At 38.3% G+C, this 18,404-nt stretch carries 35 protein-coding genes; 30 read left to right on the top strand and 5 right to left on the bottom strand.

Going from position 1 to position 18,404, the window contains the following annotated elements; all coding sequences use genetic code 11:
* Positions 1-7: 7 nt before the first annotated feature.
* The 5 genes from HMPREF3177_RS03560 to HMPREF3177_RS03545 form a co-directional block, all read right to left on the bottom strand.
* On the bottom strand, positions 8-280 hold the full coding sequence (locus tag HMPREF3177_RS03560; RefSeq protein WP_068129194.1) for a hypothetical protein: 273 nt from the start codon (positions 278-280) through the stop codon (positions 8-10).
* Between the two features lie 13 nt (positions 281-293).
* Complete coding sequence (locus HMPREF3177_RS03555; RefSeq protein ID WP_070457129.1) at positions 294-608, bottom strand: hypothetical protein; 315 nt, start codon at positions 606-608, stop codon at positions 294-296.
* On the bottom strand, positions 605-1,768 hold the full coding sequence (locus HMPREF3177_RS03550; RefSeq protein WP_070457221.1) for an MFS transporter: 1,164 nt from the start codon (positions 1,766-1,768) through the stop codon (positions 605-607). Before HMPREF3177_RS03550 ends, HMPREF3177_RS03555 begins: the two co-directional genes overlap by 4 nt.
* A gap of 8 nt (positions 1,769-1,776) precedes the next feature.
* Positions 1,777-1,947: an SE1832 family protein gene (locus HMPREF3177_RS08490; RefSeq protein ID WP_168161307.1), complete on the bottom strand. Its 171-nt coding sequence runs from the start codon at positions 1,945-1,947 to the stop codon at positions 1,777-1,779.
* A 109-nt stretch (positions 1,948-2,056) separates the two neighbouring features.
* On the bottom strand, positions 2,057-2,695 hold the full coding sequence (locus HMPREF3177_RS03545) for a PepSY domain-containing protein (RefSeq protein ID WP_070457128.1): 639 nt from the start codon (positions 2,693-2,695) through the stop codon (positions 2,057-2,059).
* Positions 2,696-2,841: 146 nt separating this feature from the next.
* On the opposite strand from HMPREF3177_RS03545, the gene HMPREF3177_RS03540 reads away from it, so the two are divergent.
* The 30 genes from HMPREF3177_RS03540 to rplQ all read left to right on the top strand — a co-directional run bounded on the left by HMPREF3177_RS03540 (position 2,842) and on the right by rplQ (position 18,274).
* Positions 2,842-4,176 (top strand): NCS2 family permease, encoded by a 1,335-nt coding sequence (locus tag HMPREF3177_RS03540; protein WP_070457127.1) that lies wholly within the window; start codon positions 2,842-2,844, stop codon positions 4,174-4,176.
* Between the two features lie 266 nt (positions 4,177-4,442).
* On the top strand, positions 4,443-4,751 hold the full coding sequence (gene rpsJ / locus HMPREF3177_RS03535; RefSeq protein ID WP_040929592.1) for a 30S ribosomal protein S10: 309 nt from the start codon (positions 4,443-4,445) through the stop codon (positions 4,749-4,751).
* A gap of 26 nt (positions 4,752-4,777) precedes the next feature.
* On the top strand, positions 4,778-5,434 hold the full coding sequence (gene rplC / locus HMPREF3177_RS03530; protein ID WP_068129202.1) for a 50S ribosomal protein L3: 657 nt from the start codon (positions 4,778-4,780) through the stop codon (positions 5,432-5,434).
* Between the two features lie 20 nt (positions 5,435-5,454).
* Positions 5,455-6,078 (top strand): 50S ribosomal protein L4, encoded by a 624-nt coding sequence (gene rplD, locus HMPREF3177_RS03525; protein WP_068129204.1) that lies wholly within the window; start codon positions 5,455-5,457, stop codon positions 6,076-6,078.
* Complete coding sequence (gene rplW, locus HMPREF3177_RS03520) at positions 6,078-6,350, top strand: 50S ribosomal protein L23 (protein ID WP_040929589.1); 273 nt, start codon at positions 6,078-6,080, stop codon at positions 6,348-6,350. The genes rplD and rplW overlap by 1 nt, the downstream gene beginning before the upstream one ends.
* A gap of 39 nt (positions 6,351-6,389) precedes the next feature.
* Complete coding sequence (gene rplB, locus HMPREF3177_RS03515) at positions 6,390-7,220, top strand: 50S ribosomal protein L2 (protein ID WP_068129206.1); 831 nt, start codon at positions 6,390-6,392, stop codon at positions 7,218-7,220.
* 61 nt (positions 7,221-7,281) lie between these two features.
* A complete protein-coding gene (rpsS, locus tag HMPREF3177_RS03510; protein ID WP_040929587.1) occupies positions 7,282-7,557 on the top strand; it encodes a 30S ribosomal protein S19 in 276 nt (91 codons plus the stop codon).
* A 21-nt stretch (positions 7,558-7,578) separates the two neighbouring features.
* A complete protein-coding gene (gene rplV, locus HMPREF3177_RS03505) occupies positions 7,579-7,947 on the top strand; it encodes a 50S ribosomal protein L22 (protein ID WP_070457126.1) in 369 nt (122 codons plus the stop codon).
* An 18-nt stretch (positions 7,948-7,965) separates the two neighbouring features.
* Complete coding sequence (gene rpsC, locus HMPREF3177_RS03500) at positions 7,966-8,613, top strand: 30S ribosomal protein S3 (protein ID WP_040929585.1); 648 nt, start codon at positions 7,966-7,968, stop codon at positions 8,611-8,613.
* A gap of 18 nt (positions 8,614-8,631) precedes the next feature.
* On the top strand, positions 8,632-9,066 hold the full coding sequence (rplP, locus tag HMPREF3177_RS03495) for a 50S ribosomal protein L16 (protein ID WP_040929584.1): 435 nt from the start codon (positions 8,632-8,634) through the stop codon (positions 9,064-9,066).
* Positions 9,056-9,265, top strand: a complete 210-nt coding sequence (rpmC, locus tag HMPREF3177_RS03490; protein WP_040929583.1) for a 50S ribosomal protein L29 — start codon at positions 9,056-9,058, stop codon at positions 9,263-9,265. The genes rplP and rpmC overlap by 11 nt, the downstream gene beginning before the upstream one ends.
* 19 nt (positions 9,266-9,284) lie before the next feature.
* Positions 9,285-9,548, top strand: a complete 264-nt coding sequence (gene rpsQ / locus HMPREF3177_RS03485) for a 30S ribosomal protein S17 (protein WP_070457125.1) — start codon at positions 9,285-9,287, stop codon at positions 9,546-9,548.
* Between the two features lie 32 nt (positions 9,549-9,580).
* The gene (rplN, locus tag HMPREF3177_RS03480) at positions 9,581-9,949 is read left to right on the top strand and encodes a 50S ribosomal protein L14 (RefSeq protein ID WP_040929581.1); all 369 of its coding nucleotides are present in this window, start codon (positions 9,581-9,583) and stop codon (positions 9,947-9,949) included.
* 33 nt (positions 9,950-9,982) lie between these two features.
* Positions 9,983-10,291 (top strand): 50S ribosomal protein L24, encoded by a 309-nt coding sequence (rplX, locus tag HMPREF3177_RS03475; protein WP_068129209.1) that lies wholly within the window; start codon positions 9,983-9,985, stop codon positions 10,289-10,291.
* 26 nt (positions 10,292-10,317) lie between these two features.
* Positions 10,318-10,857 carry a 50S ribosomal protein L5 gene (gene rplE, locus HMPREF3177_RS03470; RefSeq protein ID WP_040929579.1) on the top strand — a complete coding sequence of 180 codons (540 nt, stop codon included), beginning with the start codon at positions 10,318-10,320 and terminating at the stop codon, positions 10,855-10,857.
* Positions 10,858-10,872: 15 nt separating this feature from the next.
* Entirely contained in the window at positions 10,873-11,058 is a 186-nt protein-coding gene (locus HMPREF3177_RS03465) for a type Z 30S ribosomal protein S14 (RefSeq protein WP_040929578.1), read from the top strand.
* Between the two features lie 32 nt (positions 11,059-11,090).
* Positions 11,091-11,489, top strand: coding sequence for a 30S ribosomal protein S8 (rpsH, locus tag HMPREF3177_RS03460; protein ID WP_040929577.1), 399 nt, complete (start codon positions 11,091-11,093; stop codon positions 11,487-11,489).
* Positions 11,490-11,510: 21 nt separating this feature from the next.
* Complete coding sequence (gene rplF, locus HMPREF3177_RS03455; protein WP_070457124.1) at positions 11,511-12,047, top strand: 50S ribosomal protein L6; 537 nt, start codon at positions 11,511-11,513, stop codon at positions 12,045-12,047.
* Between the two features lie 24 nt (positions 12,048-12,071).
* Entirely contained in the window at positions 12,072-12,434 is a 363-nt protein-coding gene (rplR, locus tag HMPREF3177_RS03450) for a 50S ribosomal protein L18 (RefSeq protein ID WP_040929575.1), read from the top strand.
* Between the two features lie 22 nt (positions 12,435-12,456).
* Positions 12,457-12,960, top strand: coding sequence for a 30S ribosomal protein S5 (gene rpsE, locus HMPREF3177_RS03445; protein WP_040929574.1), 504 nt, complete (start codon positions 12,457-12,459; stop codon positions 12,958-12,960).
* Between the two features lie 15 nt (positions 12,961-12,975).
* Positions 12,976-13,155 carry a 50S ribosomal protein L30 gene (gene rpmD / locus HMPREF3177_RS03440; protein WP_040929573.1) on the top strand — a complete coding sequence of 60 codons (180 nt, stop codon included), beginning with the start codon at positions 12,976-12,978 and terminating at the stop codon, positions 13,153-13,155.
* Between the two features lie 28 nt (positions 13,156-13,183).
* A complete protein-coding gene (rplO, locus tag HMPREF3177_RS03435) occupies positions 13,184-13,621 on the top strand; it encodes a 50S ribosomal protein L15 (RefSeq protein ID WP_068129213.1) in 438 nt (145 codons plus the stop codon).
* Complete coding sequence (gene secY / locus HMPREF3177_RS03430) at positions 13,621-14,916, top strand: preprotein translocase subunit SecY (protein WP_070457123.1); 1,296 nt, start codon at positions 13,621-13,623, stop codon at positions 14,914-14,916. The genes rplO and secY overlap by 1 nt, the downstream gene beginning before the upstream one ends.
* A gap of 28 nt (positions 14,917-14,944) precedes the next feature.
* Positions 14,945-15,592 (top strand): adenylate kinase, encoded by a 648-nt coding sequence (locus tag HMPREF3177_RS03425; RefSeq protein WP_070457122.1) that lies wholly within the window; start codon positions 14,945-14,947, stop codon positions 15,590-15,592.
* Between the two features lie 108 nt (positions 15,593-15,700).
* Positions 15,701-15,919, top strand: a complete 219-nt coding sequence (infA, locus tag HMPREF3177_RS03420; protein WP_040929569.1) for a translation initiation factor IF-1 — start codon at positions 15,701-15,703, stop codon at positions 15,917-15,919.
* 28 nt (positions 15,920-15,947) lie between these two features.
* A complete protein-coding gene (gene rpmJ, locus HMPREF3177_RS03415; protein WP_029091518.1) occupies positions 15,948-16,061 on the top strand; it encodes a 50S ribosomal protein L36 in 114 nt (37 codons plus the stop codon).
* A gap of 21 nt (positions 16,062-16,082) precedes the next feature.
* Complete coding sequence (rpsM, locus tag HMPREF3177_RS03410) at positions 16,083-16,448, top strand: 30S ribosomal protein S13 (RefSeq protein ID WP_040929568.1); 366 nt, start codon at positions 16,083-16,085, stop codon at positions 16,446-16,448.
* A 27-nt stretch (positions 16,449-16,475) separates the two neighbouring features.
* The gene (gene rpsK, locus HMPREF3177_RS03405) at positions 16,476-16,871 is read left to right on the top strand and encodes a 30S ribosomal protein S11 (RefSeq protein WP_068129219.1); all 396 of its coding nucleotides are present in this window, start codon (positions 16,476-16,478) and stop codon (positions 16,869-16,871) included.
* Positions 16,872-16,932: 61 nt separating this feature from the next.
* Entirely contained in the window at positions 16,933-17,877 is a 945-nt protein-coding gene (locus HMPREF3177_RS03400; protein ID WP_068129220.1) for a DNA-directed RNA polymerase subunit alpha, read from the top strand.
* A gap of 19 nt (positions 17,878-17,896) precedes the next feature.
* Positions 17,897-18,274 carry a 50S ribosomal protein L17 gene (gene rplQ, locus HMPREF3177_RS03395; RefSeq protein ID WP_070457121.1) on the top strand — a complete coding sequence of 126 codons (378 nt, stop codon included), beginning with the start codon at positions 17,897-17,899 and terminating at the stop codon, positions 18,272-18,274.
* Positions 18,275-18,404 lie beyond the last annotated feature (130 nt).

Here is an 18,404-nt window from a genome sequence, read left to right as displayed (position 1 = left end):
TTCTACTTTATAGGTAGAACGGCTTAAATATTGCTAAATATGCTATAAATCCAATAGAGACGAGAGAAATTGTCATTAACGTTAGAGAGAAATAGTTATTTAACTCGTCGTCAGAATTACTTGAACTCGTATTAAATGCTTTTACGCTTATATAGAGAGAAAGTAACGCGACTATAGACCAAGAATATATAGTGAAGAAAATAACACCTTCATTTAAAATGATGTTCACAAAAAATATCGCTTGAATCATAGTAAGTAACATCAATATAACTCGAGTCATAATAGAGGTCCTCTTAAACTACGAATAAATACACGACTAAAGCGATCGCCATCGCTACTGTAAAGGCGTGTATTAAATATAAGTGTCGGTTATCATGTCTCACTTTAAATGCTGTAATTTCTACAGAAAAAATAATAGAGATTGCGAGTAATAACATCATATAATCATCAATGCCTTGGACAGGTAATATGTTAGAAACCAACATACTTAAAAATCCGAGTCCAGACAACAGTCTTATGACAATTAAAAATTTCGCACGTAATCCATATATTGTGACAAACGCCACGAGTAAATAACTAATTAACATCATTATTGTTAAAAATGTCATGCAACTTGACCTCTTTTTCTATAATACTGGTAAATGAAGAACGTCGATAATAACACGAGAAGTGCACCAAACACAAACGGTACACCGTAGTGAATTAAGAATAGTATGTTGAAAAATATCGGTCCGACAATACGCCCGAGACTATCGAGAGAATACGTTGTAGCTGTCATTTTACCAACTTCATGATGTCTTGCTTCTTTCGTAATTTGAGATGTCATTAACGTACGAACGAGTGCATTACCTGACATTAATAAGACGATACAAATTCCCGCGTAAAATAACCCCGTCATAAACGGCAACATAATAAATGCAATTAATGCCATCGCTTGACCGATGATCATCGCACCATATTCTTGGCCATCTTTTAACTTACGAATCACGCCACCTTGAATGATCGCGTTAAAAATTCCACCGATAAAGAACAGGACACCCATCTCTCCTGGTGTGATATCAATTTTTTCTTTACCGAGTAGTTGGAATGTACTCTCCATACCACTCATCATAAACATGACGACAAACGTCGTAACGAGAAGTATACCAACAGGTTGAATAAAATATTCCTTTTGGACAGTGATTCCACGTTCAATCTCTGTATTCGAACGATATGTTTCTTGTATTTTCAACACAGAAAAGATAAGCGCAACGAAAATGATGATTGCCGTCATAAAAAATGGTGCTGAGACAGATACAGACGCGAGTAGACCACCGATACCTGGACCGAATACGAATCCGATACCCATTGCCATACCGATAAGACCCATGTATTTAGTACGTGTTTCAATAGATGTAATATCTGCGACCATTGAAGTTGTCGCGACATATAGTGCACCTGACGCCATACCTGCAATGAAACGGCTGATGTAAAGAACCGCAAGACTATTTGAGAAAATTGCAAATACTAAAAAACTTAACATAAATACAAATAGTCCGCCGATTAATAACGGTTTTCTACCGATACGGTCAGATAACGTTCCAAAAAATGGTGCAGATATAAAACTTGCAATCGAATAAATTGCGATAATGAAACCTAAGTGCAGAGTGCTCACACCAAATACGACGACTAACTCCGGCATAACAGGAATAATCATACTAAACCCAAAATAAATTAAAAACTGGATGAGCATAATAAATAAAATCTTCTCTTTTAAATTCTCTGTCATCGTTAACATCAACTGCCTTTTTTAATTTTATCTTTCGTCTCTTTGATCTCACGTTCAAGAGACTCTAACTGTTTCAGCATTTTATCTGGAGCTTGTCCAGTAGATTCGATTTTTTCTAAATCGCCTTGGATTCGGATGTAATCATATTTTAAAGTTTCTAAATGTTGTTTTAAATCCATGATCTCACCTCTAAATAATATGTAGTTATAGCTAATGATAGCACAAAAGCGCTTTACAGCTCTATGTAAAAAAGCAGGGAATCACTCCCTGCAACGAAATGTTTATAAATTAGTCATCACTTTCTACGAAATCTCCTGTATAAGCATCGACTTTAACATCGACGTCATTACCGTTGTCTTGAACGATTTCGATTTCATAATATAAATTACCGTCGTCAAAGTCGGTAGACCATTCTTTTACTTTACCGTTCACATTATCTTTTGCAGTTTGAATCGCATCTTCAACTTTCACTAAGTCGCTATAATTAAAATACTTATTGTCGTCGTCATCATCTTCTGCTTCAGTTTCTTCTTTTACTACTGATAAATCATTGACGTCTAAGCTGACTTCATACTCTTCAGTGTCACTCTCTAGTTCGATTTTATATACATATTGGTTATTTTCTTTCGATACGCCGATATCAGTTAATTGTCCGTCAAAACGAGATTTTGCTTCATCGATCGCATCTTCAATGGACTTACTAAAGCTCGCCATATCAAGTTCATCGCCTTCGTTTGATGAAGCATTATTTGAATTTTCATTTGATGAGTTGTCGTTTTCAGATTTGTTATCGCTTGTTGACTCTGTTGTTTCAGTTTGTTTTGATTCGCTTTGGTTAGTTGTTTCTTCATTATTATCGTTGCCACATGCTGCAAGTGTTAGTGACGCTGCGATTAATAATGATGTGATTTTAAATTTAGTGTTCATTAGGCATTCCTCCTATGACTAACTATTGCCACAGTATTGAACATATAAACATAATTCGTTTTAAACTTATTGCAATGTGTGCCTTTTAACGATAAAATTTATAGATAAATTAATTTCTACTATAAATAGAATAGAGAGAGTATAAGATGAAACGATATTTTCAATTTGATGAGTTAGGTACAAATTATCGTCGTGAAGCTATTGGAGGAATCACAACATTTCTTTCGATGGCATATGTTTTAGCAGTTAACCCTGCAATGCTTAGTCTTGCAGGAGTTGAGGGTATTCCAGATGATATGCGTATGGATATTAACGCAGTATTTGTTGCGACGTGTCTCGCGGCATTTATCGGAACGTTTATTATGGGTGTTTGGGCGAGGTATCCAATCGCTTTAGCTCCTGGGATGGGGTTAAACGCATTTTTCGCGTTCTCTGTCGTACTTGGAATGGGAATTCCATGGCAAACAGCATTATCTGGTGTACTCGTATCCGGTGTACTATTTTTAATACTGACAGCATCTGGTGTTAGAGAGTATGTGATCAATGCGATACCGATGGAAATGAAGATGGCCGTTAGTGCCGGAATTGGTTTTTTCATCGCGTTCGTTGGATTTAAAGGTGCCGGGTTCATCGTTGCAGATGAAAACACGCTCGTACATATTGGTAACATTCATGATGCACACGTTATCCTTACAATATTTGGATTAGTGCTTTCAGTCATATTAATGGCGCGTAAAGTCCCAGGTGCGATTTTTATAGGAATGATTATTACCGCGATCGTCGGACTTGTCTTTAACTTATTACCGATGCCTGAAGCGGTCGTGAGTAAAGTGCCGAGCATTGCACCAACGTTCGGTGCAGCATTTGAAGGATTTTTAAATCCGTCTGAGCTTTTTAATGTACAGTTTTTAGTCGTCGTATTAACATTTTTATTTGTTGATTTCTTTGACACGGCGGGTACATTAGTTGGAATCGCGTCACAAGCGAATTTAATTAAAGATAATAAAATACCACGTGCAAGTCGTGCACTTGCTGCAGACTCATTCGCAACAATTTCAGGAGCGATTCTAGGTACGTCAACGACGACGTCTTATGTCGAATCGACAGCAGGAGTTGCAGCTGGTGCGAGAACTGGATTTGCAAGTATCGTATCGTCACTACTATTTTTACTCGCGATATTCTTTAGTCCATTAATTGTCGTGTTCACATCTGAAGTGACTGCACCTGCACTTATAATAGTAGGCGCATTAATGGCATCGAACTTAAGCAAAGTAGAGTGGACGCGTTTCGAAGTGGCAGTACCAGCGTTTCTAACAGTAATAATGATGCCACTCACTTATAGTGTCGCAACAGGAATCGCGATTGGTTTTATCTTTTATCCTATTACAATGTTAGTTGCTGGAAGAAAGAAAGATATCCACCCGATCATGTATGTATTAGCAGTTATATTTATTCTCTATTTTATATTTATATTAAGATAAGATATGCTTGATAAAAAGAGTGAAAAAATCTCGGATAACCCTTGATTTCTTCACTCTTTTAATGTATTATATATAGCGTTGGACTCAAAAAGTGACAGAAAAACTGTCAAGAACATTGCGAAACCCTTGATAAATAAGGGTTTTCTTGTTAAATCGATGAAGCGAGAGGTTACTGACACACCCGGCCCCATTGTCATGGCGGGTGCGTGAGAAAATTTTCGTGGAGAAGTCTATCAATAATGATGACGACCGAGGAGGTTAAAATAATGGCAAAACAAAAAATTCGTATTCGTTTAAAAGCGTATGAGCACAGAGTGCTTGATCAATCAGCGGAGAAAATCGTTGAAGCAGCAAAACGCTCTGGCGCGGAAGTTTCTGGGCCAATCCCACTTCCAACAGAGAAAACTGTTTACACAATCTTACGTGCGGTTCATAAGTACAAAGATTCACGTGAGCAGTTTGAACAACGTACGCACAAACGTCTTATCGACATTTTAAACCCTACACCAAAAACGGTAGATGCTTTAATGAGCTTAAACTTACCATCTGGTGTGGACATCGAAATTAAACTATAAATTAATATCAGGAGGTGCGACTTTCGATGACCAAAGGAATCTTAGGTAAAAAAGTAGGAATGACTCAAATCTTCGGAGAGAACGGAGAGCTAATTCCAGTAACAGTTATTGAAGCGGCAGGTAACGTTGTCCTTCAAAAGAAAACAGAAGAAGTAGACGGATATAATGCAGTACAAATTGGTTTTGATGACAAGCAAGACTATAAACCAACTAGACGTACTAACAAATACGCAACTAAGCCTGAAATGGGCCACGTTAAAGCTTCAGGTGCAAACCCTAAGCGCTTCGTACGCGAATTCCGCAACCTAAACGTAGATGAATTCGACGTAGGTCAAGAAGTCAACGTAGATACATTTGAAGCTGGAGACATCGTAGATGTTACAGGAACTTCTAAAGGTAAAGGTTTCCAAGGTAACATTAAACGACACAACCAAGCTAAAGGACCATCAAGTCACGGTTCGCGTTACCACAGACGCCCAGGTTCAATGGGTATGGTTGACCCATCTCACGTTCTTAAAGGTAAAAACTTACCAGGACAAATGGGTGGCGAAAGAGTAACGCTTCAAAACTTAGAAGTAGTTATGGTTGACAACGAGCGCGGCGTAATTTTAGTAAAAGGTAACGTACCTGGACCTAAAAAAGGTTACGTACAAATTTCATCAGCAATTAAAGGTGACAACTAATATAGAAAGGAGGATATACAATGGCAAACGTAGATGTATTATCTATTGATGGTTCAAAAGTAAAAACAATCGAATTAAACGAAGAAGTTTTCGGAATTGAACCAAACCAACATGCATTATTCGAAGCAGTAACGCTTCAACGTGCATCATTAAGACAAGGTAATCACAAAGTTAAAAATCGTGGAGAAGTTCGCGGTGGTGGTAGAAAACCATTCAGACAAAAAGGAACAGGTAACGCACGTCAAGGTTCGATTCGTGAACCACACATGAGAGGCGGGGGCGTAGTATTCGGTCCAACTCCTAGAAATCACGGATTCAAAATGCCAAGAAAAGTTAGACGCTTAGCGTTACGTTCTGCATTATCAGTAAAAGTAAACGAAGAAGCATTAACAGTTGTAGATGCATTCACATTCGATGCACCTAAAACAAAAGAATTAGTTAAAGCTTTAGATAACTTAGATGCAGGTAGAAAGACACTCATCGTATTAGGTGAACAAGATGACAACGTTCTAAAATCAGGACGTAACGTCCCTGGAGTTACAGTTATCACTGCTTCAGGCCTAAACGTATTAGATATCCTTTCTGCAGATCGTGTAATTTTCACGGAAGATGCAATTACTAAAGCAGGGGAGGTACTTCTGTAATGGAAGCTAGAGACGTTATTAAACGCCCAGTAATCACTGAGCGTTCAGCAGATTTAATGTCAGAGAACAAATACACGTTTGACGTAGATGTTAGAGCAACTAAAACACAAGTTAAACGTGCTGTTGAAGAAATCTTTGATGTAAAAGTTGAGAAAGTTAACATTATGAACGTAAAGCCTAAGAAAAAGCGTATGGGACGTTATCAAGGCTATACGAACAGAAGAAGAAAAGCGATTGTAAAATTAAGTGAAGGTTCTATTGAATTCTTCTAAAAATATTCGAAAGTTACCAATAAGGAGGTAAACAGTTAAATGGCGATTAAACATTATAAACCAACAACAAATGGTCGTCGTAATATGACGAGTCTGGATTATAAAGATTTAACTAAAACTAAACCAGAACGTTCATTATTAGAGCCACTTCCGAAAAAAGCTGGCCGTAACGCACAAGGAAAAATTACTGTACGTCATAAAGGTGGCGGACATAAACGTCAATACAGAGTCATTGACTTTAAACGTAACAAAGATGGAGTACCAGGACGTATCAAAACAATCGAATACGATCCAAACCGTTCAGCAAACATTGCACTTGTTCAATACTTAGATGGTGAAAAGAGATATATCCTTGCACCTAAAGGAATTGAAGTTGGACAAGAAATCATGAGTGGTAAAGATGCGGATATCAAATTAGGTAACGCATTAGAATTAGGCGACATGCCTGTTGGTACTACAATCCACAATATTGAACTTAAACCAGGTAAAGGTGGGCAAATCGCTCGTTCTGCTGGTACATCAGCACAATTACTTGGTAAAGAAGGTAAATACGCAATCGTTCGTTTAAGCTCAGGCGAAATGCGCATGATCTTACTTACATGCCGTGCAACAGTCGGTTCTGTAGGAAACGAACAACACGAACTTGTAAACGTAGGTAAAGCTGGTCGTTCTAGATGGGCTGGTAAGAGACCTACAGTACGTGGTTCTGCGATGAACCCTAACGATCACCCACACGGTGGTGGTGAAGGTAGAACTGGAATCGGTATGCCGTCTCCACTTTCTCCATGGGGTAAAAAGACTCTTGGTAAGAAAACTCGTAGAAACAAGAAAAAGTCTACTAAGTTAATCATTAGAAAACGTAAAAAATAATCAACATCATTAAATCGTGTGCGGTTCTCACCGCACTGATTTCTTGAAGGGAGGCGCCAAAATGGCACGTAGTATTAAAAAAGGACCTTTTGTAGATGATCATTTAATGAAAAAGGTAGAAAACCTTAACGAATCAAATAAAAAGACTGTAATTAAAACTTGGTCACGTCGTTCAACAATCTTCCCACAATTCATCGGGCACACGATTGCTGTATATGACGGCCGTAAACACGTACCAGTTTATATTACTGAAGATATGGTTGGTCACAAACTCGGAGAGTTTGCTCCAACAAGAACTTTCAAAGGACACGGCGGTAAAGACGCTGTAACTCGATAACACCTAAAGGAGGAAATATACATGCAAGCGAAAGCAACAGCTAGAACAGTGCGTATCGCTCCACGTAAAGTACGTTTAGTGGTTGATCTCGTAAGAGGTAAAGAAGTTGGCGAAGCAGTCGCACTATTAAAGCTTACTAATAAAAGAGCTGCTGAAGTAGTAGAGAAGCTCATTTTATCAGCAGCGGCAAACGCTGAACATAACTACGACATGGATGTTGATAACCTAATCGTTTCTGAAATTTATGCAAACGAAGGTCCAACGCTTAAACGTTTCCGCCCACGTGCACAAGGACGTGCAACTGGAATCAACAAACGTACGAGCCACATCACTGTTGTACTTACTGAAAAAGAAGAAGCAGTAGAAGAACAGGCTGAAGAAGCGAACTAATAAGAGGAGGGAATTACTTTGGGTCAAAAGATTAATCCAACGGGATTACGTATTGGTGTAATCAAAGATTGGGAAGCAAAATGGTACGCAGAGAACGACTTTGCTGACTTATTACACGAAGACTTAAAAATCCGTAAATACATTGATGAAAACCTTAAAGATGCAGCAGTATCACAAGTTATCATTGAACGTGCTGCAAATAGAGTAAACATTGCACTACACACTGGTAAACCAGGTATGGTTATCGGTAAAGGCGGTAGTGAAATCGAAAAACTACGTGAAGCACTTGTGAAATTAACAGGTAAACGTGTGCACATTAACGTTATCGAAGTTAAAAATATCGATTTAGATGCTAAATTAGTAGCAGAAAACATCGCACGTCAACTTGAAAACCGTGTATCATTCCGTAGAGCTCAAAAACAAGCGATTCAAAGAACGATGAGAGCAGGAGCTAAAGGTATTAAAACTTCTGTTGCAGGTCGTTTAGGCGGAGCGGACATCGCACGTGCAGAAGGATACAGTGAAGGAACAGTACCACTACACACACTTCGTGCAGACATTGACTACGCACACGAAGAGGCAGACACTACTTACGGTAAGTTAGGTGTTAAAGTGTGGATTTACCGCGGTGAAGTTTTACCAGCAGTAAAGAACGAGAATAACTAAGAGAGGAGTACAAGAAGAATGTTATTACCAAAGAGAGTAAAATACCGTCGTCAACACCGTCCAAATTCTAAAGGGCGTTCAAAAGGCGGTAATGAAGTAAACTTCGGCGATTACGGCTTACAAGCTACGACGTCTGCATGGATTACTGCACGTCAAATCGAAGCAGCACGTATCGCTATGACACGTTACATGAAACGTGGCGGTAAAGTATGGATCAACATTTTCCCGCACACGCCAATTACTAAAAAGCCATTAGAAGTTCGAATGGGTTCTGGTAAAGGTGCAGTAGAGCACTGGATCGCAAACGTTAAACCAGGACGCATTATGTTTGAAGTTGCAGGTGTAGATGAAGAGGTAGCTCGTGAAGCACTACGTCTTGCAAGTCACAAACTTCCAGTAAAAACAAAATTCGTTGTGAGAGAAGAATTAGGTGGTGATACGAATGAAGGCTAAGGAAATCCGTGAACTTACAAACGAAGAAATCGTAAATAACATTAAAGAACTTAAAGAAGAACTCTTCAACCTACGCTTTCAACTAGCTACTGGTCAGCTAGAAAACACTGCTCGTATCAAGGAAGTTAGAAAAACGATTGCGCGTATGAAAACGACAATCCGTGAAAGAGAAATTGAAGAAGCAAAAGCGAATCAATAATTTATAGGAGGTTTATATAATGGCAGAGAAAAATGAACGTAAAGTTTATCAAGGCCGTGTCGTTTCTGATAAGATGGACAAAACAATTACTGTTCTTATTGAAACACACAAAAGACACCCAATTATTGGTAAACGCGTAAAATACTCTAAAAAGTACAAAGCTCATGACGAGCACAACCAAGCTAAATTAGGCGATATCGTAAAAATTGAAGCAACTCGCCCATTATCAGCTACTAAACGTTTCCGCTTAGTGGAAATCGTAGAGGAATCAGTAATTATCTAATAGTGTAGATATATAAAGGGAGGTAACCACGCATGATTCAACAAGAATCTCGTATGAAAGTTGCCGACAACTCTGGAGCTCGTGAAGTTTTAACGATCAAAGTACTAGGTGGTACTGGACGTAAAACAGCGAACATTGGTGATGTTGTTGTTGCAACAGTAAAACATGCAACACCGGGTGGTGTTGTCAAGAAAGGTGACGTAGTTAAAGCAGTCATCGTTCGTACTAAAACAGGTATCCGTCGTGAAGATGGTTCATATATTAAATTTGATGAAAACGCATGTGTCATTATTCGTGACGATAAAAGTCCAAGAGGAACTCGTATATTTGGTCCAGTAGCACGTGAATTACGTGACGGCAACTTTATGAGAATTATCTCATTGGCACCAGAAGTATTATAATTTTAATATTAACTAAGGAGGTGCGATAAGACGATGCACGTAAAAACAGGCGACAAAGTTATTGTCATTAGCGGTAAAGATAAAGGTAAACAGGGAACTGTTTTAAAAGCTATCCCTAGAGAAGAACGTGTGGTAGTTGAAGGAGTAAATATGGTTAAGAAACACCAAAAACCTTCTCAATTAAATCCAGACGGAGGGATTTTAGAAACAGAAGCAGCAATTCACGTTTCTAACGTTATGCACGTTGATCCTGATTCAGGTGAACGCACTAGAATCCGTTATGAAGAAAAAGACGGAAAGAAAATTAGAGTAGCAGTTAAATCAGGTAAAGAAATTAAATAAGGTAACTCGGAAGGAGGACACATTTCGTGATTCGTTTAAAAGATAAATACAACGAGACAATCAAAGATGAACTCGTTAAAAAGTTTGAATACAGCTCTGTAATGCAAGCACCTAAAATCGATAAAATCGTAATCAACATGGGTGTTGGTGAAGCTGTACAAAACGCTAAAGTATTAGACACTGCTGTAGAAGAATTAACAGCAATTGCTGGTCAAAAACCACAAATTACAAAAGCTAAAAAATCAGTAGCTACATTCCGTTTACGTGAAGGTATGCCAATCGGTGCAAAAGTAACTTTACGTGGTGACAGAATGTACGATTTCTTAGATAAACTTATCTCAGTATCATTACCACGTGTAAGAGACTTCAGAGGTGTATCTAAAAAAGCATTCGATGGTCGTGGGAACTACACTTTAGGTGTTAAAGAACAAATCATCTTCCCAGAGATCGATTACGATAAAGTAACAAAAGTAAGAGGTATGGATATCGTTATTGTTACAACAGCTAACACAGACGAAGAGGCTCGTGAACTGTTAACACAATTTGGTATGCCATTCAAAAAGTAAAAAGGAGGCATATTCATGGCTAAAAAATCAATGATTGCGAAACAACAAAAACCGCAAAAATTCAAAGTAAGAGAATATACACGTTGTGAAAGATGTGGACGTCCACACTCAGTACTTCGCAAATTTAAACTTTGCCGTATCTGTTTCCGTGAACTCGCATATAAAGGTCAACTTCCAGGCGTCAAAAAGGCGAGCTGGTAATTCTATATAAATTGAAGGGAGGCATATTTTAGATGACTATATCAGATCCAATTGCAGATATGCTAACACGCATTAGAAATGCGAACATTGTTAAACATGAATCATTAGAGATTCCAGCGTCAAACATCAAAAGAGATATCGCTGAAATCCTTAAAAATGAAGGTTTCATCAAAAACGTAGAATATGTGGAGGATGACAAACAAAATATCATCCGTGTGTTCTTAAAATATAGTGAAAATGGCGAAAGAGTAATCACTGGTCTTAAGAGAATTTCTAAACCAGGTCTTCGCGTATACGCTAAAAAAGATGAACTACCAAAAGTACTTAACGGTTTAGGTGTTGCTTTAATTTCAACATCTGAAGGTGTAATTACAGATAAAGAAGCTCGTAACAAAAACGTTGGTGGAGAAGTACTCGCTTACGTTTGGTAATAACAATTAGGAGGTGCAAAAATGAGCCGAATTGGTAACCGTATTATTGAAATTCCATCTGGCGTTACAGTAGACGTTGATGGATCTACATTTACAGTTAAAGGACCGAAAGGTGAACTTAAAAGAACTTTAAATGATGACTTAAATTATAAAATGGAAGACAACACAATCGTCGTTGAGCGTCCAAACGATTCAATCGCGATGCGTTCGATTCACGGAACAACACGTTCTTTACTAAACAACATGGTCGAAGGTGTATCACAAGGTTTTGTTAAAGAATTAGAATTAATCGGTGTTGGTTACCGTGCACAAATGCAAGGTAAGAAACTTGTATTAAACGTTGGACTTTCTCACCCAGTTGAATTCGAATCAACAGATACACTTACAATTTCAGTTGATGGAAACACTAAACTTAAAATTGAAGGTATCGACAAAGAAGAAGTTGGAGCATTAGCTTCAAACATTCGTAAGGTACGTCCACCTGAGCCATACAAAGGTAAAGGTATTCGTTACAAAGATGAGTACGTACGTCGTAAAGAAGGTAAAACTGGTAAATAATTAAACAAGTGAGGAGGAACATAAATGATTTCTAAAATCGATAAAAATGCGGTACGTCGTAAAAGACATTTACGTGTACGTAAAAACATTTCAGGAACTCCTGAAAGACCACGTCTAAACGTATACCGTTCTAATAAAAACATCTATGCACAACTTATCGATGATGTGAACTATAAAACATTAGCAAGTGCTTCAACACAAGATAAAGACTTCAGCGGTAAAAATGGTTCTAACAAAGAAGCAGCTGCAGAAGTTGGTAAATTAATTGCTGAACGTGGTAAAGCAGCGGGCGTCGAAACAGTTGTATTCGACCGCGGAGGTTATTTATATCACGGACGTGTAGCTGCATTAGCAGAATCTGCACGTGAAAACGGACTTAAGTTTTAATTGAAGGAGGCGAAACAATAAAATGGCTCGTAATCGTAGAGAAGAAAAACAAGAATTTGAAGAACGCGTAGTAACGATCAACCGTATCGCGAAAGTAGTTAAAGGTGGTAGACGTTTCCGTTTCTCTGCTTTAGTAGTAGTAGGGGACAGAAAAGGTCGCGTAGGATTCGGTCAAGGTAAAGCACAAGAGGTGCCAGAAGCAATCAAAAAAGCAATTGAAGCTGCTAAGAAAAACCTTGTTGAAGTACCAATCGTAGACGGAACTATTCCACACGAAATCAACGGACGCTTCAGCTCTGGTCACGTATTCATGAAACCAGCTGCTCCAGGTACTGGGGTTATCGCAGGTGGACCGGTACGTGCGGTGTTAGAGTTAGCAGGTGTTACAGACGTATTAAGTAAATCGATCGGAACAAGTACTCCAGTAAACGTAGTACGTGCGACGATGACAGGTTTAGAAGAACTTAAAAACGTTGAAGACGTAGCTAGACTGCGTGGAAAAACTGTAGAAGAAATCTTAAATTAAGGGGGAGTATTCAAGATGGCTAAAGTTAAAGTTACCCTCGTAAGAAGTGTTATCGGTAGACCGGAAACACAAAAGAAGACAGTCGCTTCACTCGGTCTAAAGAAAATTAATTCTTCAATCGAGCTTGAAGATACTGCTCAATTAAGAGGACAAGTAGAAAAAGTTAAACACTTAGTTAAAGTAGAGAATATTTAATAAGTAATATAAAATAGGAGGTGCAACAATGAAATTACACGAACTTAAACCAGTTGAGGGCGCACGTAAATCACGTAAACGTGTTGGACGTGGTATGTCATCAGGTCATGGTAAAACTTCTGGCCGTGGACATAAAGGACAAAACGCTCGTACAGGTGGTGGCGTAGGATTAGTATTCGAAGGTGGTCAATTACCACTATTCCGTGCGATTCCTAAACGTGGTTTCACAAATATTAACCGTAAAAGTTATTCAGTCGTTAACATTAGCGATTTAAATAAATTTGATGCTGGAACTGTAGTTACACCTGAATTACTCGTTGAGTCAGGATTAGTTAAAAAGAATGTAGCAATTAAAATTCTTGGTAACGGAGAACTCAATGTTAAGTTAACTGTTCAAGCACACAAGTTTTCTGCTACGGCTAAAGAAGCGATTGAGGCTCAAGGCGGCACTGTAGAGGTGATCTAATGATCAGCAACGTTGTCAATTTCTTTAAGATCAAAGAAATCAGGCAGAAGATTGTATTTACACTTGCAATGCTTGTAATATTTAAAATTGGTACGTATATACCAGTTCCTGGCGTAGATCCGAGTGTGTTTGACACACAAGCTCAAGGTGGCGTACTAGACGTCATGAACACATTCGGTGGTGGGGCACTTAAAAACTTCTCTATTTTTGCAATGGGGATTATGCCTTACATCACTGCGTCAATCGTTACGCAGTTACTGCAAATGGACGTTGTACCAAAGTTTGCTGAATGGGCGCGACAAGGTGAAGTCGGGCGACGTAAAATCGCTCAGTTTACGCGTTACTTTACAATCGTTTTAGCATTTATTCAGTCAATTGGTATGTCATTTGCATTCAACCAAATGTTTGGTGGTACGTTAATTAGTGATAACTCAGTTGGTTCATACCTAATTATCGCTATCGTACTTACAACAGGTACTGCGTTTCTATTATGGCTTGGTGAACAAATCACTGAAAAAGGTGTAGGTAACGGTATTTCTATCATTATCTTCGCTGGTATTTTAGGATCATTACCAAGTGCATTAATTCAATTTTATGAACAACAATTTGTTGGCGCACAAGACAATACGATGGCTGTGTTAACAGTAGTTGGTATGGTTGTTGGTTTATTACTTCTTACTGCATTTGCGGTTTATGTTTTACAAGCGATTCGTAAAATTCCGATTCAATATGCAAGAGGTAAAGGTCGTCAAGCAATGCTTGCACCACAAGCGACTTTCTTACCGCTAAAAGTTAACCCTGCAGGAGTTATCCCAGTTATCTTTGCGATGGCATTCTTAATGTTACCGCAATCTATATCACTATTTTTCCAAGATAAAGATTGGGCAATTAAATTCGCTGAAGCTGCGAATCCAGCGTCTAATATCGGATTAGTGATTTACATCATTCTCATCATCTTGTTTGCGTACTTCTATGCGTTTGTACAAGTAAACCCTGAGAAGATGGCAGATAACTTAAAAAACCAAGGCAGTTACATTCCTGGTATTCGTCCAGGGAAAAACACGCAGACTTACATTACAAATGTTTTATATAGACTCGTATTTGTAGGTTCAATATTCTTAGCGTTTATTGCAGTGTTACCAATACTGCTAACTCGATTAATGGATTTACCACAAACGATTCAGATCGGTGGTACAAGCCTACTCATCGTTATCGGGGTTGCGCTAGAAACTATGAAACAACTCGAAGCTCAAGCAGGACAAAGAGAGTACAGAGGGTTTAGACGCAATAGGTAAACACGTATAGATTAGTAGGAGGATATTCATGAATATCGTAATTATGGGATTGCCTGGAGCAGGTAAAGGTACACAGGCTACTGAAATCATTAAAAAATACCCAATTCCACATATTTCTACTGGTGATATGTTCCGTTTAGCAATTAAAAACGAAACTGAACTCGGTAAAGAGGCAAAATCTTACATGGATCGTGGAGAACTCGTTCCCGATGAAGTAACGATTGGAATTGTCAGAGAAAGATTATCTGAAAGTGACGCTAAAGAAGGCTTCTTATTAGATGGTTTCCCAAGAACTGTCTCACAAGCAGAAGCTTTAAATGAAATTATGGCTGAACTTGGTACTCAGATTGATAGCACATTATATATCGATGTTCCTGAAGAGGAACTCATGAACCGCCTAACAGGACGTCGTATCTGTGAGGTATGCGGTACAGTATATCACTTAGTGTTTAACCCGCCGAAAAAAGACGGTGTATGTGATCATGAAGGTGGTAAATTATACCAACGTGAAGATGACAACCCAGAAACGGTTCAAAAAAGATTAAGTGTAAACATCAAGCAAACGAAACCACTACTTGATTTCTATGAAAAACAAGGTGTTTTATCTAAAGTAGATGGTGCGAGAGATATCGATGAAGTGTTTGCTGATGTCGAAAAGATACTCGAAACACTTTAATATTCACCTTGAGTCTTTAGGTGAATATCTCATCAGTCCTTAAATATAAGTGGTTTCACCTGAAGACAAGCAAAACAAAGAGTTTAAACTGTAAAGGAGGAATATAAAGTGAGTAAAGAGGGCGTTATTGAATTAGAAGGTCTTGTCAAAGAGACATTACCAAACGCACAGTTCAAAGTAGAACTTGAAAACGGCCATGAGATTACAGCTCATGTGTCTGGTAAAATTCGTATGAACTATATTCGAATCCTTCCTGGAGATAAAGTAACAGTTGAAATGTCACCGTATGACTTAACTAAAGGAAGAATCACTTATCGTTTTAAATAAGGACTCCAATTATTAAGGAGGTAACAAAATGAAAGTTAGACCATCAGTAAAACCAATTTGCGAAAAATGTAAAGTCATTCGTCGTAAAGGAAAAGTAATGGTAATTTGTGAGAATCCTAAGCATAAACAAAGACAAGGATAATAAATAACGGAGGTGTAAATAATGGCTCGTATAGCAGGAGTTGACATTCCACGTAATAAACGTGTAGTAATCTCATTAACTTATATTTACGGTATCGGTAAATCGAGATCTTCTGAAATTCTTAAAGAAGCAGGCGTTAACGAAGACACGCGTGTACAAGACTTAACAGAAGATGAGTTAAACAAAATTCGTGAAGTTGTAGACAACTACAAACTTGAAGGTGACTTACGCCGTGATGAAAACTTAGACGTTAAACGTCTTTTAGAAATCGCATCATACAGAGGTATCCGTCACCGTCGTGGCTTACCAGTTCGTGGTCAAAAGACTAAGAACAACGCGAGAACGCGTAAAGGTCCTAAGAAAACAATCGCGAACAAGAAGAAGTAATTAACAAGTAAGGGAGGAGTATTATAAATGGCTCGTAATCAATCACGTACATCACGTAAACGTAGAGTGAAGAAAAATGTTGAATCAGGAATTGCACACATTCGTTCAACATTCAACAATACAATTGTAACGATCACGGATGATTTCGGAAACGCACTATCATGGTCATCTGCTGGTGCATTAGGATTTAAAGGTTCTAAGAAATCTACTCCATTCGCAGCACAAATGGCTTCTGAAACTGCTTCTAAAGCGGCAATGGAACACGGTCTTAAAACTGTAGAAGTAACAGTAAAAGGACCTGGTGCAGGACGTGAATCTGCAATTCGTGCATTACAATCAGCTGGATTAGAGATTACATCTATTAAAGACGTAACTCCAGTTCCACACAACGGTTGTCGTCCACCAAAACGTCGTCGTGTATAATTAACGATGATAAAACACATTGCGCAATTAAACGGCGGTAATAGGGAGGAAAAAGTAAACAATGATTGAAATCGAAAAACCTAGAATTGAAACAGTAGAACTAACGGAAGATTCTAAGTTTGGTAAGTTTGTTGTAGAGCCTCTAGAAAGAGGATATGGAACAACGCTTGGGAACTCCTTACGTCGCATTCTTTTATCATCTTTACCTGGTGCGGCAGTAAAGACAGTCGAATTCGAAAACGTACTACATGAATTCTCAACAATTGAGAACGTCATCGAAGATGTTACAACGATCATCACAAACATTAAAAGTTTAGCGTTAAAAATCTATTCAGAAGAAGATAAAACGTTAGAAATTGATGTTACAGACGAAGGTGTTGTAACTGCAGGAGATATTATCCACGACAGTGACGTTGAGATTTTAAACCCAGAGTTAAAAATCGCAACCGTAGCAAAAGGTGGAGTCCTAAGAGTACGCATGATTGCTGGACGCGGACGAGGTTATGCTTTATCTGAAGCGAACAACAAAAGCGACCTACCAATCGGAGTAATTCCAGTAGACTCTATTTACACACCAGTAAAACGTGTCAACTACACAGTAGAAAGCACACGTGTCGGTCAAAATGCGAACTTCGATAAGTTAACATTAGATGTATGGACAGACGGATCAATTACACCGCTTGAATCTATTTCACTTGGTGCAAAAATCTTAACTGAACATTTAAACATCTTTGTCGACTTAACAGACGAAGCGCAAAATGCTGAAATTATGGTGGAAAAAGAAGAAGACCAAAAAGAAAAAGTACTTGAAATGTCTATCGAAGAACTCGACTTATCTGTACGTTCTTACAACTGCTTAAAACGTGCAGGCATTAACTCAGTTCAAGAGTTAACAGAGAAAACAGAAGCAGACATGATGAAAGTACGTAATCTAGGACGTAAGTCTTTAGACGAAGTTAAAAATAAATTAGATGACCTTGGATTAGAATTACGCCAAGAAGATTAATTAAAGAGGAGGTATAAGAATGGCTTACAGAAGACTCGGTCGCGACTCAGCACACAGAAAATCTATGCTTAGAAACCTTGCGACATCATTAATCGTTGAAGAACGCATTGTTACAACAGAAAAGCGTGCTAAAGAGCTACGTAAAGTTGTAGATCGTCTTGTAACTTTAGGTAAGCGTGGAGACGTAGCATCTAGACGTCGTGCTGCTGAAACGGTACAAAACGTTACGTTAGTAAACGAAGATGGTTCAACAACAACTGCATTACAAAAATTATTTGATGATATCGCACCTCGTTTTGAAGAACGTCAAGGTGGATACACAAGCATTAAAAAACTTGGTGAGCGTCGTGGAGACGGTGCAGAACAAGTGATTATTGAATTTGTTGAGGGTGCTTAAACCTCTTATTAAAGCAGTATGAGTGTTACGATAGATTTACTTCTGTCTAGCTCTTAAGTATCCTGCAAAACTATGAATTGCGCGACTCTTTTGCAGGGTACGCGCTTTTTTATTTAACTATTTTAAAGAA

It is taken from the genome of Nosocomiicoccus sp. HMSC09A07, assembly GCF_001808485.1.
GTDB lineage: Bacteria > Bacillota > Bacilli > Staphylococcales > Salinicoccaceae > Nosocomiicoccus > Nosocomiicoccus ampullae_A.
Note: the sequence above shows the minus strand (reverse complement) of the source record. Positions and strands in the feature narration are given on the sequence as shown.

Coding starts and splice junctions, on each gene's coding strand:
- secY (WP_070457123.1), top strand. CDS start 13,621: ATGATCAGCAACGTTGTCAATTTCTTTAAGATCAAAGAAATCAGGCAG.
- rplV (WP_070457126.1), top strand. CDS start 7,579: ATGCAAGCGAAAGCAACAGCTAGAACAGTGCGTATCGCTCCACGTAAA.
- HMPREF3177_RS03555 (WP_070457129.1), bottom strand. CDS start 608: ATGACATTTTTAACAATAATGATGTTAATTAGTTATTTACTCGTGGCG.
- HMPREF3177_RS03425 (WP_070457122.1), top strand. CDS start 14,945: ATGAATATCGTAATTATGGGATTGCCTGGAGCAGGTAAAGGTACACAG.
- rplN (WP_040929581.1), top strand. CDS start 9,581: ATGATTCAACAAGAATCTCGTATGAAAGTTGCCGACAACTCTGGAGCT.
- rplD (WP_068129204.1), top strand. CDS start 5,455: ATGGCAAACGTAGATGTATTATCTATTGATGGTTCAAAAGTAAAAACA.
- HMPREF3177_RS03550 (WP_070457221.1), bottom strand. CDS start 1,768: ATGACAGAGAATTTAAAAGAGAAGATTTTATTTATTATGCTCATCCAG.
- rpsH (WP_040929577.1), top strand. CDS start 11,091: ATGACTATATCAGATCCAATTGCAGATATGCTAACACGCATTAGAAAT.
- HMPREF3177_RS03545 (WP_070457128.1), bottom strand. CDS start 2,695: ATGAACACTAAATTTAAAATCACATCATTATTAATCGCAGCGTCACTA.
- HMPREF3177_RS03400 (WP_068129220.1), top strand. CDS start 16,933: ATGATTGAAATCGAAAAACCTAGAATTGAAACAGTAGAACTAACGGAA.
- rplO (WP_068129213.1), top strand. CDS start 13,184: ATGAAATTACACGAACTTAAACCAGTTGAGGGCGCACGTAAATCACGT.
- rpmC (WP_040929583.1), top strand. CDS start 9,056: ATGAAGGCTAAGGAAATCCGTGAACTTACAAACGAAGAAATCGTAAAT.
- rplC (WP_068129202.1), top strand. CDS start 4,778: ATGACCAAAGGAATCTTAGGTAAAAAAGTAGGAATGACTCAAATCTTC.
- rpsK (WP_068129219.1), top strand. CDS start 16,476: ATGGCTCGTAATCAATCACGTACATCACGTAAACGTAGAGTGAAGAAA.
- HMPREF3177_RS03540 (WP_070457127.1), top strand. CDS start 2,842: ATGAAACGATATTTTCAATTTGATGAGTTAGGTACAAATTATCGTCGT.
- rpsM (WP_040929568.1), top strand. CDS start 16,083: ATGGCTCGTATAGCAGGAGTTGACATTCCACGTAATAAACGTGTAGTA.
- rplX (WP_068129209.1), top strand. CDS start 9,983: ATGCACGTAAAAACAGGCGACAAAGTTATTGTCATTAGCGGTAAAGAT.
- rplP (WP_040929584.1), top strand. CDS start 8,632: ATGTTATTACCAAAGAGAGTAAAATACCGTCGTCAACACCGTCCAAAT.
- HMPREF3177_RS03465 (WP_040929578.1), top strand. CDS start 10,873: ATGGCTAAAAAATCAATGATTGCGAAACAACAAAAACCGCAAAAATTC.
- rplQ (WP_070457121.1), top strand. CDS start 17,897: ATGGCTTACAGAAGACTCGGTCGCGACTCAGCACACAGAAAATCTATG.
- rpsS (WP_040929587.1), top strand. CDS start 7,282: ATGGCACGTAGTATTAAAAAAGGACCTTTTGTAGATGATCATTTAATG.
- rpsJ (WP_040929592.1), top strand. CDS start 4,443: ATGGCAAAACAAAAAATTCGTATTCGTTTAAAAGCGTATGAGCACAGA.
- rplB (WP_068129206.1), top strand. CDS start 6,390: ATGGCGATTAAACATTATAAACCAACAACAAATGGTCGTCGTAATATG.
- HMPREF3177_RS08490 (WP_168161307.1), bottom strand. CDS start 1,947: ATGGATTTAAAACAACATTTAGAAACTTTAAAATATGATTACATCCGA.
- rpmD (WP_040929573.1), top strand. CDS start 12,976: ATGGCTAAAGTTAAAGTTACCCTCGTAAGAAGTGTTATCGGTAGACCG.
- rplF (WP_070457124.1), top strand. CDS start 11,511: ATGAGCCGAATTGGTAACCGTATTATTGAAATTCCATCTGGCGTTACA.
- rpsQ (WP_070457125.1), top strand. CDS start 9,285: ATGGCAGAGAAAAATGAACGTAAAGTTTATCAAGGCCGTGTCGTTTCT.
- rpsE (WP_040929574.1), top strand. CDS start 12,457: ATGGCTCGTAATCGTAGAGAAGAAAAACAAGAATTTGAAGAACGCGTA.
- rplR (WP_040929575.1), top strand. CDS start 12,072: ATGATTTCTAAAATCGATAAAAATGCGGTACGTCGTAAAAGACATTTA.
- rpmJ (WP_029091518.1), top strand. CDS start 15,948: ATGAAAGTTAGACCATCAGTAAAACCAATTTGCGAAAAATGTAAAGTC.
- HMPREF3177_RS03560 (WP_068129194.1), bottom strand. CDS start 280: ATGACTCGAGTTATATTGATGTTACTTACTATGATTCAAGCGATATTT.
- rplW (WP_040929589.1), top strand. CDS start 6,078: ATGGAAGCTAGAGACGTTATTAAACGCCCAGTAATCACTGAGCGTTCA.